Here is an 11,768-nt window from a genome sequence, read left to right as displayed (position 1 = left end):
CGGTCGGCTTCCGATTAGTAGTCCATATCGGATAAGCAGCTACCCGACGCGCGAAGAATTGAATGATGTGGCGATGCCTAGCGGGGCAGCGTCAGCCGGCCGCGCGAGGCACCGACAGAACCGCCCCGCCGGCCGTGACGTCGTTGCTGTAGACGTAGCGGCCGAGCCGCGACTCGCCAAGGGCATCGTTCGCCGCCTCCAGCGCCGCGCCGATCGACGGCAGGGACGCTCGGAACAGGCTCAGCACAAGCCAGTAGTCGTCATCGGACATGGCCTTGTCGGTCGCCCAATGCAGGCTGTCCAGCAGCTCCATCGCATCGCTGATCCGCGTGCCGATGCGGTTGTGATCGGGGCGGTTCACCTCGGCCACGAAGTGCGACGCGAGCGGTTGCACGGCATTCTTGTTCGTCTTTGCCATGACTGCCCCTCAGTGCGTCGTGCGCGGTTCGCGCGTGACGAGGCCGAGCGCTGCGAACAGGTGCTGCTGCACGCGCCCCATCAGGCCGGCCGCGAACGCTTGGCGGCTGATCGTCACGCGGTGCGCGTCGACGTCGCCTGCGTCCTGCATGGCGGCTTCCATGCCGCGCGCGAACGCAGCGGCTTGATGCGCCGCGTAGTCGTGCAGCCGCACGTCGCCTTTCAGGTCGAGCCATGCGTCGGCGCAGATCGCGCCAAGGTCGACGGCGAATTGCAGCTCGATCGGAGCCCCGGTATCCAACGGCGGTGCGTTGTCGAATCCGTCGACAACCGCGGTTCGGATGCGCTGATCAGTCATGGCACACCTCCGGCTGCGCGGTACGGCGCATTTCGGCGGAGTACCGGCTCGCGACGCTTTGCCCCATGTCGACGAGCGCGCGCTCGTAAGTGCCCTCCGCAAGATGCGAGCGGACGGCATCGAACAGCGCTTCGAGCTGGGCGAACTGATGGGCTGCACACATGGCGATCATCGTGACTTCGTTCGGCAGGCGGTATTTAGACATGGCGCACCTCCAGAATCGATGCGAGGAGGTGCCGGACGTCGACCGTGCAATCCAGCTCCGCTTCGCCGCGAATCGGCGTGAGGTTCCAGTCATAGACGGCCGCGTGCGCGAAATCGCCAGACCGGCGACCGCAGACGCTACGCCCCGAGACAGGGCCGCCCAAGATCCGCACGCGCCAATCGTGATCAGGTGTCGGACGAGCCGATGCCACCTCAACCAGCATGCCGATGCGTGAACGTGCATCGCATTGCGTGACGATCGCCAGATCGCCAATCTTGCAGCGCAGGTCAGCCATGGCGCACCTCCGCACGGACGAGCGCGGCGATTGCGGCCAGTGCCGCACCGGTCGCATCGAGCGCGTCTTGATACGTGTTTGCCGTTGCCGCGTCGCGCAGCGCTGTGCGGATGATGGATTGAATGAGATGGGATTGCTGCCCGGTACGGGCGTGCGTGGGCTGGCGCATTGAGTGCGACCTCCTTGGACGGGTTGACGAACCCGGTCCCGCTGTCAAACGGGGCGGCCGGGCACATGGCAGGGTTGACAGACCGGCGTCCAAGGGAACCGGCGTGCGCGAACGCACCCCCACCAAGGCCCGACCATAGAAGGCGCAAGGTGTACGGACGTAAAAAAACCGCGCGAAGGCGGTTGTCCGCCTTGGAACTATTCCGGCTGTCACCCCGGGCCGCTGTTGTCTCAGCGACGCGCACAGGATACCGCGCGATGCTGGACGACGCAAATCGCGACGCCCCTCGCCGCGTATTGCCTAGTGCAAAGCGACTTTGGGGGAGCATCAGGCGGCCTCCCCCTTGAGCACAGCGGTCGCCAGCTTGAGCTGTTCGATATCCAGTCGCGAGCTGCCCTGCGCCAGTGATTGGCCGAGCGCGACGCCTCGCAGCAGGGCGCTAACTTGCAAACGGCGCGTCCCGTCCGTGCACTGCGCATCGATGTCGTTGTAAAGCGCACGATAGGCTTTCCGCAGCTGTTGGTACTGTTGACGACGATAGTTCGCCGAATCCTGTTCAGCAGCGGCAATCGCCTGGACGAACTTCTCGCAGGCGGTGCCAAGTTGCTTTGTCGTCAGACGCGGGGCTTCGAGCGCGAGCGTCGAGGCAAGCGTGACGGCGATCGCAACGAGCTTCCCGGCGTCGTCGCCACGGTTCCAGAAGCAGCCCTCGATGTCATCGAGGATTCCTGCGAGCTTGCGGAGTCGGGCGTCGCGGCAACGCACGAACGCGGCGTCGCGGGCCGTGACGGCCGCGCCCATCGCCCGACCATACGGGCCGCCGCGATCGATCATAAGGGAGGGCGCGCTCATGCCTGCCCCCGGGTGGACTGACGGGATTCGAGCCATTGCTGGACGTCTGTGGCGCGCCAGCCGACGCTCCTGGCACCCAACTGGACCGGCGCTGGAAACTTGCCTTCACGAATCCAGCGATACAGCGTTGTTTTCTTGACGCCGACGCAATCCAGCACACCAATAAGTCGAAGAATCTTAAGAGCCATTTTCTGTTCAGAAATGGCCTGTTCCGCAAGAAGGAGGAAAGCGGCGGCAATAAACCGCGCCGTACTATCAAAGTACGGGCGAAATGAAGTTCTCGGGAGAGGCACAAAGTAACTTTGCAAAGTTACTTTGCACGGCGCGCCGCGCGCGGTATCATTCGTCCTAACAAGAGCTATGCGTTTCCTAGGCGCGGTGGCTCTTGTGGTTCCTCCAGTTATGGAACAGGCAGCCAAGCCAAAAAATCGCCGGCGGGATGTGTTGGTAGCACACCCCCCCGGCACCCTCTCGTCAGCTCGACGAAATATGCTCAACACTGAGCATTCCCCGCCTTTTTTCCTTGCATCGCCCACAGATTTCTAGAGCCGTGTTCGATTAGGTGCCAACAAGTACCTCAATTATATCGAAAGGTCTGCCCCCATAAAAGATTTGTCTCGGATTATCTAAGACCGAAATACATGGTGTCGCTGTTCGGCTATCGGGAAGAGGCGAGGTCGCGTGTCCAGTCCTCGACGATACCGTTTCGAAACTGGTAACAGCAGCCAATCCACTGCTCATCCGGATGACACTGGCCGGCGAAGAGCAGTCCGTCGTCAGGGATTGCTTTCCGGTAATTCGCGGGTTCGGTGTTAGGCGGGGCACGGCGCTTCGGAGGCCCGATCTCCGCTCCACGGGGAAGTGCGCCTTTTACCCGAACTTCAGCTGCTGCTAGGGCTATCGCTTGACGGCCATATCAACGCGTCCGAAGCCAATTCCGCCGTCAGCCGTCCGCACTATTTGAATGGTGAGTTTCGAGAGATATCTCGCAGGCGTCGCAATCCATTGCATGATCATCGCTTTTTCATCGCCGCCTGGAATATCTTCCCCGGTCTCATTCTGAAGCAGTAAATCCTGTACCACACCTGCGGCCAGATCTGGCACGCTCAACAGATCGTCCAGATGGCCTTTCTCCTTGAAGGACTTCGCAAATCCGACGACGTCGAGTCGGTGCGACAGGTACATGCCAAGCACGCGGACCAAGATTTGCTGGGTGTGCGCGAAATTCCACTTTTTACCGTCTTCGTTGATCAGGTCCCTGTCGCTGTACCAGAGCAACCTCTGGTTCTCTTGTGTCAGCAACGACGCAAATGCCGCGATGATGTTGACTATGCGTAGAACCTTTTCGGCTCCTGGGCCATGCCATTCACCAAGGCCTTCCTCTTTCAGTTGCGCCACCATGACCGATTGAGCCTGCTTCTTTTGTGCACCGAATACTGTCTCAATGCGCTTGTCGATTGCGATTGTAATGATCGCGCCGTGAATGAAACTATCGACTAACTGCAGATACTCGGGAAGCGCACGTGCCTTTGCACCTGATGAAAGATTTTTGTACGCAAACTCGCTGTAATGTTCGAGCAGACCATACTTCTTCCGCAGTTCCCTTATCTTCTCTTCGAACGGCCCAACCTTGTTGTACGCAAGAAAAAGGAATGAATAGGTGTGAAACTTCGCGCCGGAGTGTTCGCCGCCGAAGTCTGACATTACCGCGATCTTGCTATCGTCGGAGAAGTCTGGGAGCTCTCGAATCGATTGTTGAACGATTCGGTTCAAGAGGTCTGAGAAATACGGATATTCGTCCGTCACCTTCGAAAGCTTAAACGGCCCGACTTTTTTTATTTTCTGTTCGATAGGGGCGGCCATGGCGGTGAACTTCATCAAGTCAAATACGCCAGTTTCAGGCAATTCCGTAGCCGCACCAATTACTGTCTTTTTGAATGGAGGCTTCATTGATCCCGTTGAGGTGCTCGGATCGGCGAACGTCTGTTGACGAGCGACGAGCTGCCATTTTGCAAAGCGACGACCGACGATTCGGCGGACTGACCCACGCCCGTCGGTGATTTCTGCTTGAGCGGCCTTAAGTTTCACCGCTGTGACGCCCCACTCATCTTCTATCTAGTTCGGCTTCACGCCAAGTCTCGCCCATGCCATGGGATGAATGAATACTTCCGAGCTGGCCCGAATTTGCCCGTCACCAGGCGCGTTGATATCCATATACGCCCAAATTTGACTATTAAAAGATGCTAGCTTTAGACCCACCACGCCTATTGAGTAAAGCGCCTTTATAAGTTCGACACGGAATGCGTGAATGTTATCATTATTTATAAACGCAAATCCGGCCCGAATTACCGGGTCGACGGCATGCTCGCCATCGAAACACTTGGCAATAGCAAACTCATTGATACGATCTTTGTGGATTTGAGACAATCTAAATTTTGATGGCATTTGCTCTATTAGTGGCAAATATTCCAAGAAATCTGGGAAATGAGAAGTCCACTCGAAACTTAGCGCATTCATTCGTGCCGTCGAATACTCTATTTCCGCATTTCGAACTGTCTGAACTGTAACTTGCCCTTTACCCTCTGAGCGCTTTAAGCATTCGTTTATAAATGAGATTGCGTCTCTCGGGCGGTAGTGAGTTCGCTCTAGCAGATAATCAACGAACGCCTCTTTTCCAATCGTTTTGGGAAACAAATCCACTAACTCAATTGGTGATAAAGTATATTGCTCCCGCACCAGCCGTATAATGCGCTCATTGAGCATCTTTATCAAAAGGGCTTTTTCCCACCGGAGTTGCAAAAAAAGCGCAGCGTACTTTTCCTCTTGGAACCCCGCATCGCGCGTCCTTGCAAACACTGTTTGAACAAGATCTTGGCGCAAAGCCACGATTATTTTTACATTCACAATACTTCGAAAGGTCTTCACACATTCAATCAAAGCGCGAATTAACCTGTACCGGAGATCGTCATCAACCCAGTTTTCGTCAAGGCGATCAATCACAAGATAATATTTCTGCTGAGGGTCCGTAAATATTTCTTCGTTCATTAATGCGATCACATCGGCGAGCGCTTTAATTTGAATCGAATTTATAACGGTCTGCGCCTTGTTAACAACCTCCGTCTTACGCTCATCCATCCTTTTGAGGCCACCGCTTACATCCGCCTTCAATGCGCCGATTTCCGCCCCAAGCTTCGACGTGATTTCCCCCTCAAGCTTTTCGGTAACTTCCTTCACCCGATACTCAGTCTCTTGCCAAAAAGTATCACCCCATGTAGACAAGTAGTTAAAAGCGCGCTCCTTGGCTTGATCTTTTCGCTTCAGTGTAGGAATAAACCCCGCGATCCAGCTACGTGTCTTCTCTTCGTTAGTGAGATGGCAACGTCGCTTTAGTAGCTCAACGGCAAACACGTGCTTCCAAAGCAATCCGTAGAAAATATCCAGCTTAACCCCAGCTTTTTCTAGGGTAACAAGAATATCGGAATTTGAAAGATAATTAAGAGAAAGGTTTTCCGGAGATACTACGATGACGTTGGTTATATTTTCAATCAGATGATTGATCAGTGCAGTCTTCCCCGATCCCGTCCGCCCGACGATTATGCGGTGTGGAGATCGGCAATCTTTCAGCGTCTCGAAGTCTCCCGTATCCACGAAACAGGACGATAAAAAATCGCCGTCTGACTCGGCGTCAAGCTCGCCGATTGATGCGCCGCGGCGAAGCCGAAAGTGAAAACCGTGATTGGTCTCTATCATTTCAGTTCGAGTTTTTGTGTCGTTTTATCACTTCGCTTGACGCATGGCGTGATTCTGCAAACGAAGACTTTCAGCGTACAGAATATCGGAACGTGTGTAACGAACAAACCACCATGATCGGAAAAACGAAAAGGAGTCGGCTTCGGTGACGGCGGGAAGGTGCTGCGTCGCGCGCGAGGGCACCTCAGTTCGTTTCGCTGAGTATGCCAAGCTTGGCTTCCATCCGCAAAGCTTTTCCACTCGGTGCAGATCCATCCGATATTCGCTGGCGCCACCGTTCGACGGAATAGAGCGAATTCTTAAACAAGAGTTGTCAAGGCCCGCACGGGGCGTGGTCGAGACGGTAAGGACCGTTTTTGGTGAGGCCGAGACATTCGGAGAAGCTCATCGTCGGGCTGCAATGGATCGGTTGTTGTCGTTCGAATAGTGGCACCTTCCTGTCTGTCTCAGCGACCGACCAGAAGGTAATCGGCCTCCAGTCAAGTGCGCCTGTCCAAAACCGATCCCTTGCGGACAGGGGCATTTTGCCCTGTCCGTAAATAAGGGTTGAAACGTTTTGGACATTGCCTTATATTCGGACGTCCATTTCGTACAGATTGAGTGCCCGATATGTCCCGAACCTTTGCCTATGCCCGCGTCAGTACGTCCGACCAGACCACCGCGAACCAGTTACGAGAGATCGAGGCGGCCGGCTTCTCGGTCGACAAGCGCCGCGTTGTGTCGGAAAGCATTTCGGGGAGCGTAAGCGCCGATCAGCGGCCGGGGTTTGCGCAGTTGCTCGTCAAGATGGAAGAAGGCGACGTGTTGATCGTGACGAAGCTCGACCGACTCGGCCGCAATGCGATGGACGTGCGGGCCACGGTCGAAGGATTGGCCGAACGCGGTATCCGGGTTCATTGTCTCGCCCTGGGCGGCGTAGATCTGACGAGCGCGGCAGGCCGGATGACGATGCAGGTATTGAACGCGGTGGCTGAATTCGAGCGGGATCTGCTGATTGAGCGCACGCACGCTGGTATCGCTCGCGCGAAGGCGGAAGGCAAGGCGATGGGGCGGCCGTCCGCCCTGTCGGACGAGCAGCGGGCGGAAGTGCTGCGCGAGTTGGACGCGGGGGCAAGCGTGGCCGCGCTTGCTCGGCGATTTGGCACGAGCCGCCAGACGATCATGCGGGTACGCGACGCAGTCTAAGCGCGCGCGCCGTTCAACTCACGCCCTGCTAGAGCCCGGCTCGCTGGGTGGTGGAGCGAGCAGCTTAAAGGCGCGAGGCGGCGCATGCGCGGTTCCGGGTTGGATATCGGTCCGCATTGCCCAAGTGGCAGCACTCCAAAAGTGCGTCCAGTCTCTCATCTGTATAAGACTGGACCAGACCAAGCAGACAGTGTCAGGTTGTCTGACTCAGTTCGGCCACTTGCGGTTGTTCAACAGCGCTGTCGGGCGGACATTCGAACGTCAGTTCCGCTCAGCTACCAGACTCGCCCTGTCGAAATGCACCGTCCTGCTTCGGCGGCCCAATTGAGAGACTCCAATCTTTCTCCCCGCCAGGGAAGTCGGGGTTGCCAATCAACAACCGGCAAGCTACGAGTTCGCGTCGCGGTGCTGGCTGTCGAAACTCCGCCTCGCTTCTCGGAAGCGGTCCGCATTCTCGACGATCCAGGTCCACAGCGGGACCATGCGAACGAGCAGGTCCATGCCCGTGTCGGATAACTCGTATTCGACTCGAGGAGGCACTTCGTCGAAATCGTGACGGAGCACCAGGCCATCACGTTCGAGTTGTCGTAACGTGCGCGTCAACATCCGCTGAGTCACCCCGTGCATGCGCCTGCCGATTTCGGCATGGCGCAGCCTGCCGTACACCCCGAGCGTATGGATGACACCGAGCGACCAACGACTTCCGGCGTGTGCGAGCACCTCCCGCCGGAGCCCGTCATCATCGTCTCGCAGGCCGTCGCACACGGTCTGCGAATATTGGAGAAGTTCGTCTCGATCCAACTATCTGACTCCCAGTATCACGCATGTACCTTCTTTCATACACGTCCATGCACCGCTAGACTGCGTGCGACGCATTCCTCAGCAGGCAAGACGATGAACCAAACAGACCCTAACGCTACGTCTCAAAACATTCTCGTGCTCGGTGCCGGCGAACTCGGCCTCCCCGTGCTACGCAATCTTGCGCGTCGAGCGCAGGACATCGCAGGCGCGAAGATCAGCGTGCTACTGCGCGCGAGCGCCGTCGAGTCCAGCGCACCGGCCAAGCGGCATGATATCGCGGAGATTCGAGATCTCGGGATCGAGATCGTCGTAGGCGATTTCGTGAAAAGCTCCATCGATGAGCTTGCCGCCTTGTTCGCGCGATACGACACGGTAATCGGTTGCGCGGGCATTACAGCCGGAATCGACACGCCGATGAAGTTGGCGCGAGCTGCGTTGCAGGCGGGCATCCCGCGGTACTTCCCGTGGCAGTTCGGGGTCGATTTCGACGTGATCGGCCGCGGCAGTCCGCAGGACATCTTCGACGCACAGCTGGACGTGCGCGAGTTGCTGCGCAGTCAGCACAAGACCGAGTGGGTCATCATCTCGACCGGCATGTTCATGAGCTACCTGTTCGAGCCGGAATTCGGTGTCGTGGACCTGCAGAACGACGCAGTCCACGCGCTGGGCAGCCTCGACACCGCCGTGACGCTGACTACGCCCGATGATATCGGTGCGCTGACCGCCGCGATCGTGTTCGCCCAACCCCGTATCCGGAACGAGATCGTGTATCTGGCCGGCGACACCGTGACTTACGCGGAGGTTGCCGACAAGCTCCAGGCGGGCCTCGGCCGGCCGTTCAGCCGTTCCGTATGGAGCGAGCAGTATTTGCTGGATGAGCTAGCGCGCGACCCGAACAATATGATGCGCAAGTATCGTGCGGCTTTTGCTCAAGGGCGAGGTGTCGCATGGGACAAGAGTGGCACGTTCAACCAACGCCACGCCATTCCGGTCACCGATGTGGCATCGTGGATCAATGCAAACCTTGTTTCGGGCCGCGGCGAGTAATCGTGAGCCCCGCCATCTAGGCAAACCGTATCGAAGATCGTTCCCCCGACCAGAAAGCCCGCCCCCGGCCAAAGGGGCACGGGCTCCTGTTTTCCGCATTGACTTCAGCCGAATTCTGCTCGGCGAAGTCGGCGTGTGAAAACGATGTGGCGGCTGGCGGAAGTTGCTTGTTAGCGGTCGTTGGCGACGCGGAGGATTAGATGACGGGTTAGGGTCGACTTCTGCCGTCGGCGACCACGGCCACCAACGGTGCGTGCAAAACTACATAGTCGGTCCGGGTTCGGCCATGAAGCGTCATTGGTTTGCGTCAACGGCGAGACGTTGAGGCGTCCCGTCTGGCTCAGGGAGCGGACACCCAAGTCAGGCTATGCGAATTTTCCGATTGGTCGTGGCCGACTCACGGTTGGATAGATCGGAAAATGCAGCGCCTTCTCAGCCCACGAAAAATCCGTGTTGGAACAGGTCCCAACGGGAGCCGGCATTTGGATTTCGCCGCTGTATTGGCACGCGCCTACGGTCTGGGCCCGTTATCGACGCTGGTAGACAACGCCCTGAATCGACACCTGATCTGGCTCCGGCGCCTCGTCAAAACGTTTATGCGCCTCGGCAATGGCGACTTGATTCGCGCTCGCCCAGTTGACCAACGCCATGACAGGCTTCAACAGCGTTCTTCCCATGTCAGTGAGTTCGTAATCGACGCGAGGAGGAATCGTTGGATACATCGTCCGCGTTATCAGTCCGTCGCGTTCCAGTCCGCGCAAGGTGAGTGTCAGCATCCGCTGGGAAATGCCGTCGATGCCGCGCTTCAATTCGTTGAAGCGCCGCGGGCCATTGGCCAGCATAGCGACAATGTAGAGGCTCCACTTGTCGCCGATGCGATCCAGGATTTCACGAGTTGCCAAGCAGCCGCCAGCGTCAGGTGCAGGCATATCGGCAGGTAGCTCGGGGTGACTAAGTGACATGCGTGTGCCTTCTTGTGGGGAAGCGGCAGGAACCATACCATCCTTTGTATAAATTGGTAAGCAAGGATCGTTACCTTACTAAGTTCTCTTTTTATACCTTGGAGCCGCCATGAGCCACACCCTACTTGTCACTTCCAGCCCGCGCGGGGCTGACAGCCTTTCCACTCGCTTCGCCACCGAAATCGCCGATGGCATCCAAGCCCGCACGGGCGGTCCGCTGACCGTGCGCGACCTTGCCGCAAATCCGCCACCGCACATCACGCCAGCCTACATCCAGGGCCGGATCACGGAACCCGAAGATCGCACACCGGAACAGGTCGAGGCGGTGAAGGTCGCGCAAGAATTGGTCGATGAGTTGAAGGTCGCCGATGTGATCGTGCTCGGTTCGGGCATGATCAACTTCGGTCTGCCCTCGCAGCTCAAGGCTTGGTTCGATCACGTCACTTGGCCGGGCGTCACCTTCGGCTACGGCGATACTGGGCCGAAGGGGCTGCTGGCCGGCAAGAAGGTCTATCTCGTTACCGCTACCGGTGGCGTGTTCTCGGAAGGTGCTTGGGCACCGTTCGACTTTCAGACCAACTATTTGCTGCACCTGCTCGGTTTCATTGGCCTGACCGACGTCGAAGTAGTGCGCGTCGAAGGCACGGTTTTCGGCCCCGATGCGGCGCATGCCGCAATCGCCAACACCGAAACGGCCATCAAAGCTTTGTTGGCGAAGGCTGCGTGACCTCATGGCCGGGAAAAAAACAATCGCGTTGTTCGGTGCGACCGGGCCGACCGGAAGGCACATCATCGAGGAAGCCTTGAAACAGGGCTACAAACTGACGGTCTATACGCGCGACGCAAAGAAACTCGCGTCGTTCGCGGGAAGGGTAGAAATCGTTGTCGGCGACCTCAAAGACGAGAGTGCCATTGCGAAGTGCATCCAAGGTGCCGATGCGGTCATTAGCGCCCTTGGCCCCAACAGTCTCAAGGTGCAGGGCGATAAGCCGATCATGCACGGCGTGACCAACATCATCGCCGCGATGAAGCACGCGGGCGTGCGCCGTCTTATCCAGATTTCTACGGCTGCCTATCGTGATCCCAAGGATGGCTTTGCCTTCAAAACCCATGCGTTCGCGCTGTTGTTCAAGGTTATCGCGCGCAAGGGGTATGAGGACATCAAGGCGACTGGCGAATTGATCGCCGATTCGGACTTGGACTGGACACTGGTACGCATTCCGAACCTAAAGGTTGGTCCCGCCGATGGCAGCGTGGATGTGGGTTGGTATGGAAAAACCAAACTCAGCACGAAGCTCTCCAGAGGCAACCTTGCGAAATTCTTGGTCGACCAAGTGACCGGCAGGAAGTTCGTGCGTGCCGCGCCAGGCATCGCTAACCATTGACGCAATAACGTCTGGACAAGGTTCACGCCATGAGCGGATTCACCAATGCTGATGTACCCGATCAATCGGGCAAGACCTTTATCGTCACCGGCGCCAACACCGGCATAGGCTTTGAAATAGCGAGTACGTTGCCAAACAGCCCCGATCCGCCACGAGCGCGGATTCGGTTCGCCTGTGGCAAGTAGCAGAAGCATTGACGGCGACGAGTTCACCGCAGGTGTGATGAGCACCCGCTGCGCGGCCAGCCAGCTCCCGAATCAATCTTGTCGCGATTATGCCGCGCGTCCTCGTGCCGATCACTGACGTGATGCGACGGTTGCAAAGTAACTTTCTAGCGTAACG

The 11,768-nt window shown here is 57.6% G+C and carries 16 protein-coding genes; 5 read left to right on the top strand and 11 right to left on the bottom strand.

Features of this window, described 5'->3' with window-relative positions; genetic code table 11:
• Positions 1–91: 91 nt before the first annotated feature.
• The 9 genes from BLS50_RS12270 to BLS50_RS12235 all read right to left on the bottom strand — a co-directional run bounded on the left by BLS50_RS12270 (position 92) and on the right by BLS50_RS12235 (position 6,046).
• Positions 92–418 carry a hypothetical protein gene (locus BLS50_RS12270; RefSeq protein WP_074802317.1) on the bottom strand — a complete coding sequence of 109 codons (327 nt, stop codon included), beginning with the start codon at positions 416–418 and terminating at the stop codon, positions 92–94.
• Positions 419–427: 9 nt separating this feature from the next.
• Positions 428–775, bottom strand: a complete 348-nt coding sequence (locus BLS50_RS12265; RefSeq protein WP_009908645.1) for a hypothetical protein — start codon at positions 773–775, stop codon at positions 428–430.
• The gene (locus tag BLS50_RS12260; protein WP_006765346.1) at positions 768–980 is read right to left on the bottom strand and encodes a hypothetical protein; all 213 of its coding nucleotides are present in this window, start codon (positions 978–980) and stop codon (positions 768–770) included. Before BLS50_RS12260 ends, BLS50_RS12265 begins: the two co-directional genes overlap by 8 nt.
• The gene (locus BLS50_RS12255; protein WP_074802316.1) at positions 973–1,275 is read right to left on the bottom strand and encodes a hypothetical protein; all 303 of its coding nucleotides are present in this window, start codon (positions 1,273–1,275) and stop codon (positions 973–975) included. Before BLS50_RS12255 ends, BLS50_RS12260 begins: the two co-directional genes overlap by 8 nt.
• Entirely contained in the window at positions 1,268–1,444 is a 177-nt protein-coding gene (locus BLS50_RS35305; RefSeq protein WP_143028335.1) for a hypothetical protein, read from the bottom strand. Before BLS50_RS35305 ends, BLS50_RS12255 begins: the two co-directional genes overlap by 8 nt.
• A 327-nt stretch (positions 1,445–1,771) precedes the next feature.
• On the bottom strand, positions 1,772–2,296 hold the full coding sequence (locus tag BLS50_RS12250) for a hypothetical protein (RefSeq protein ID WP_074802315.1): 525 nt from the start codon (positions 2,294–2,296) through the stop codon (positions 1,772–1,774).
• Positions 2,293–2,484, bottom strand: coding sequence for a helix-turn-helix transcriptional regulator (locus BLS50_RS12245; protein WP_010111958.1), 192 nt, complete (start codon positions 2,482–2,484; stop codon positions 2,293–2,295). The genes BLS50_RS12250 and BLS50_RS12245 overlap by 4 nt, the downstream gene beginning before the upstream one ends.
• A gap of 709 nt (positions 2,485–3,193) precedes the next feature.
• Positions 3,194–4,384 carry a hypothetical protein gene (locus BLS50_RS12240; protein WP_218133153.1) on the bottom strand — a complete coding sequence of 397 codons (1,191 nt, stop codon included), beginning with the start codon at positions 4,382–4,384 and terminating at the stop codon, positions 3,194–3,196.
• Positions 4,385–4,411: 27 nt separating this feature from the next.
• On the bottom strand, positions 4,412–6,046 hold the full coding sequence (locus BLS50_RS12235) for a P-loop ATPase, Sll1717 family (protein WP_074802314.1): 1,635 nt from the start codon (positions 6,044–6,046) through the stop codon (positions 4,412–4,414).
• Between the two features lie 609 nt (positions 6,047–6,655).
• On the opposite strand from BLS50_RS12235, the gene BLS50_RS12230 reads away from it, so the two are divergent.
• Positions 6,656–7,231, top strand: a complete 576-nt coding sequence (locus tag BLS50_RS12230; protein ID WP_074802313.1) for a recombinase family protein — start codon at positions 6,656–6,658, stop codon at positions 7,229–7,231.
• Between the two features lie 387 nt (positions 7,232–7,618).
• On the opposite strand, the gene BLS50_RS12225 is transcribed toward BLS50_RS12230, so the two are convergent.
• Positions 7,619–8,032 (bottom strand): winged helix-turn-helix transcriptional regulator, encoded by a 414-nt coding sequence (locus BLS50_RS12225; protein ID WP_027807990.1) that lies wholly within the window; start codon positions 8,030–8,032, stop codon positions 7,619–7,621.
• A gap of 93 nt (positions 8,033–8,125) precedes the next feature.
• On the opposite strand from BLS50_RS12225, the gene BLS50_RS12220 reads away from it, so the two are divergent.
• Positions 8,126–9,079, top strand: a complete 954-nt coding sequence (locus BLS50_RS12220; RefSeq protein WP_027807991.1) for an aromatic alcohol reductase — start codon at positions 8,126–8,128, stop codon at positions 9,077–9,079.
• A 527-nt stretch (positions 9,080–9,606) separates the two neighbouring features.
• Here the strand turns inward: BLS50_RS12220 and BLS50_RS12215 are convergent.
• The gene (locus BLS50_RS12215) at positions 9,607–10,041 is read right to left on the bottom strand and encodes a winged helix-turn-helix transcriptional regulator (RefSeq protein WP_074802312.1); all 435 of its coding nucleotides are present in this window, start codon (positions 10,039–10,041) and stop codon (positions 9,607–9,609) included.
• Between the two features lie 109 nt (positions 10,042–10,150).
• Between BLS50_RS12215 and BLS50_RS12210 the strand changes: the two genes are divergently transcribed.
• From BLS50_RS12210 to BLS50_RS35295, 3 genes are read left to right on the top strand one after another with little or no spacing between them, the layout of a single operon-like run.
• On the top strand, positions 10,151–10,768 hold the full coding sequence (locus BLS50_RS12210; RefSeq protein ID WP_074802311.1) for an FMN-dependent NADH-azoreductase: 618 nt from the start codon (positions 10,151–10,153) through the stop codon (positions 10,766–10,768).
• A gap of 4 nt (positions 10,769–10,772) precedes the next feature.
• On the top strand, positions 10,773–11,426 hold the full coding sequence (locus BLS50_RS12205) for an NAD(P)-dependent oxidoreductase (RefSeq protein ID WP_074802310.1): 654 nt from the start codon (positions 10,773–10,775) through the stop codon (positions 11,424–11,426).
• A 29-nt stretch (positions 11,427–11,455) separates the two neighbouring features.
• On the top strand, positions 11,456–11,611 hold the full coding sequence (locus tag BLS50_RS35295; protein WP_256333996.1) for a hypothetical protein: 156 nt from the start codon (positions 11,456–11,458) through the stop codon (positions 11,609–11,611).
• Positions 11,612–11,768 lie beyond the last annotated feature (157 nt).

The sequence above is a fragment of the Burkholderia orbicola genome (assembly GCF_900100915.1).
Taxonomy (GTDB): Bacteria; Pseudomonadota; Gammaproteobacteria; order Burkholderiales; family Burkholderiaceae; genus Burkholderia; species Burkholderia orbicola.
The sequence above is the reverse complement of the archived record's forward strand: the minus strand, read 5'-3'. Positions and strand labels throughout refer to the sequence as shown.

What these genes read in the sequence shown, in the direction of transcription:
- BLS50_RS12220 (WP_027807991.1), top strand. Translation starts at nt 8,126, where the DNA reads ATGAACCAAACAGACCCTAACGCTACGTCTCAAAACATTCTCGTGCTC.
- BLS50_RS35305 (WP_143028335.1), bottom strand. Translation starts at nt 1,444, where the DNA reads ATGCGCCAGCCCACGCACGCCCGTACCGGGCAGCAATCCCATCTCATT.
- BLS50_RS12265 (WP_009908645.1), bottom strand. Translation starts at nt 775, where the DNA reads ATGACTGATCAGCGCATCCGAACCGCGGTTGTCGACGGATTCGACAAC.
- BLS50_RS12210 (WP_074802311.1), top strand. Translation starts at nt 10,151, where the DNA reads ATGAGCCACACCCTACTTGTCACTTCCAGCCCGCGCGGGGCTGACAGC.
- BLS50_RS12260 (WP_006765346.1), bottom strand. Translation starts at nt 980, where the DNA reads ATGTCTAAATACCGCCTGCCGAACGAAGTCACGATGATCGCCATGTGT.
- BLS50_RS12215 (WP_074802312.1), bottom strand. Translation starts at nt 10,041, where the DNA reads ATGTCACTTAGTCACCCCGAGCTACCTGCCGATATGCCTGCACCTGAC.
- BLS50_RS12255 (WP_074802316.1), bottom strand. Translation starts at nt 1,275, where the DNA reads ATGGCTGACCTGCGCTGCAAGATTGGCGATCTGGCGATCGTCACGCAA.
- BLS50_RS12245 (WP_010111958.1), bottom strand. Translation starts at nt 2,484, where the DNA reads ATGGCTCTTAAGATTCTTCGACTTATTGGTGTGCTGGATTGCGTCGGC.
- BLS50_RS12235 (WP_074802314.1), bottom strand. Translation starts at nt 6,046, where the DNA reads ATGATAGAGACCAATCACGGTTTTCACTTTCGGCTTCGCCGCGGCGCA.
- BLS50_RS12250 (WP_074802315.1), bottom strand. Translation starts at nt 2,296, where the DNA reads ATGAGCGCGCCCTCCCTTATGATCGATCGCGGCGGCCCGTATGGTCGG.
- BLS50_RS12230 (WP_074802313.1), top strand. Translation starts at nt 6,656, where the DNA reads ATGTCCCGAACCTTTGCCTATGCCCGCGTCAGTACGTCCGACCAGACC.
- BLS50_RS12205 (WP_074802310.1), top strand. Translation starts at nt 10,773, where the DNA reads ATGGCCGGGAAAAAAACAATCGCGTTGTTCGGTGCGACCGGGCCGACC.
- BLS50_RS12270 (WP_074802317.1), bottom strand. Translation starts at nt 418, where the DNA reads ATGGCAAAGACGAACAAGAATGCCGTGCAACCGCTCGCGTCGCACTTC.
- BLS50_RS35295 (WP_256333996.1), top strand. Translation starts at nt 11,456, where the DNA reads ATGAGCGGATTCACCAATGCTGATGTACCCGATCAATCGGGCAAGACC.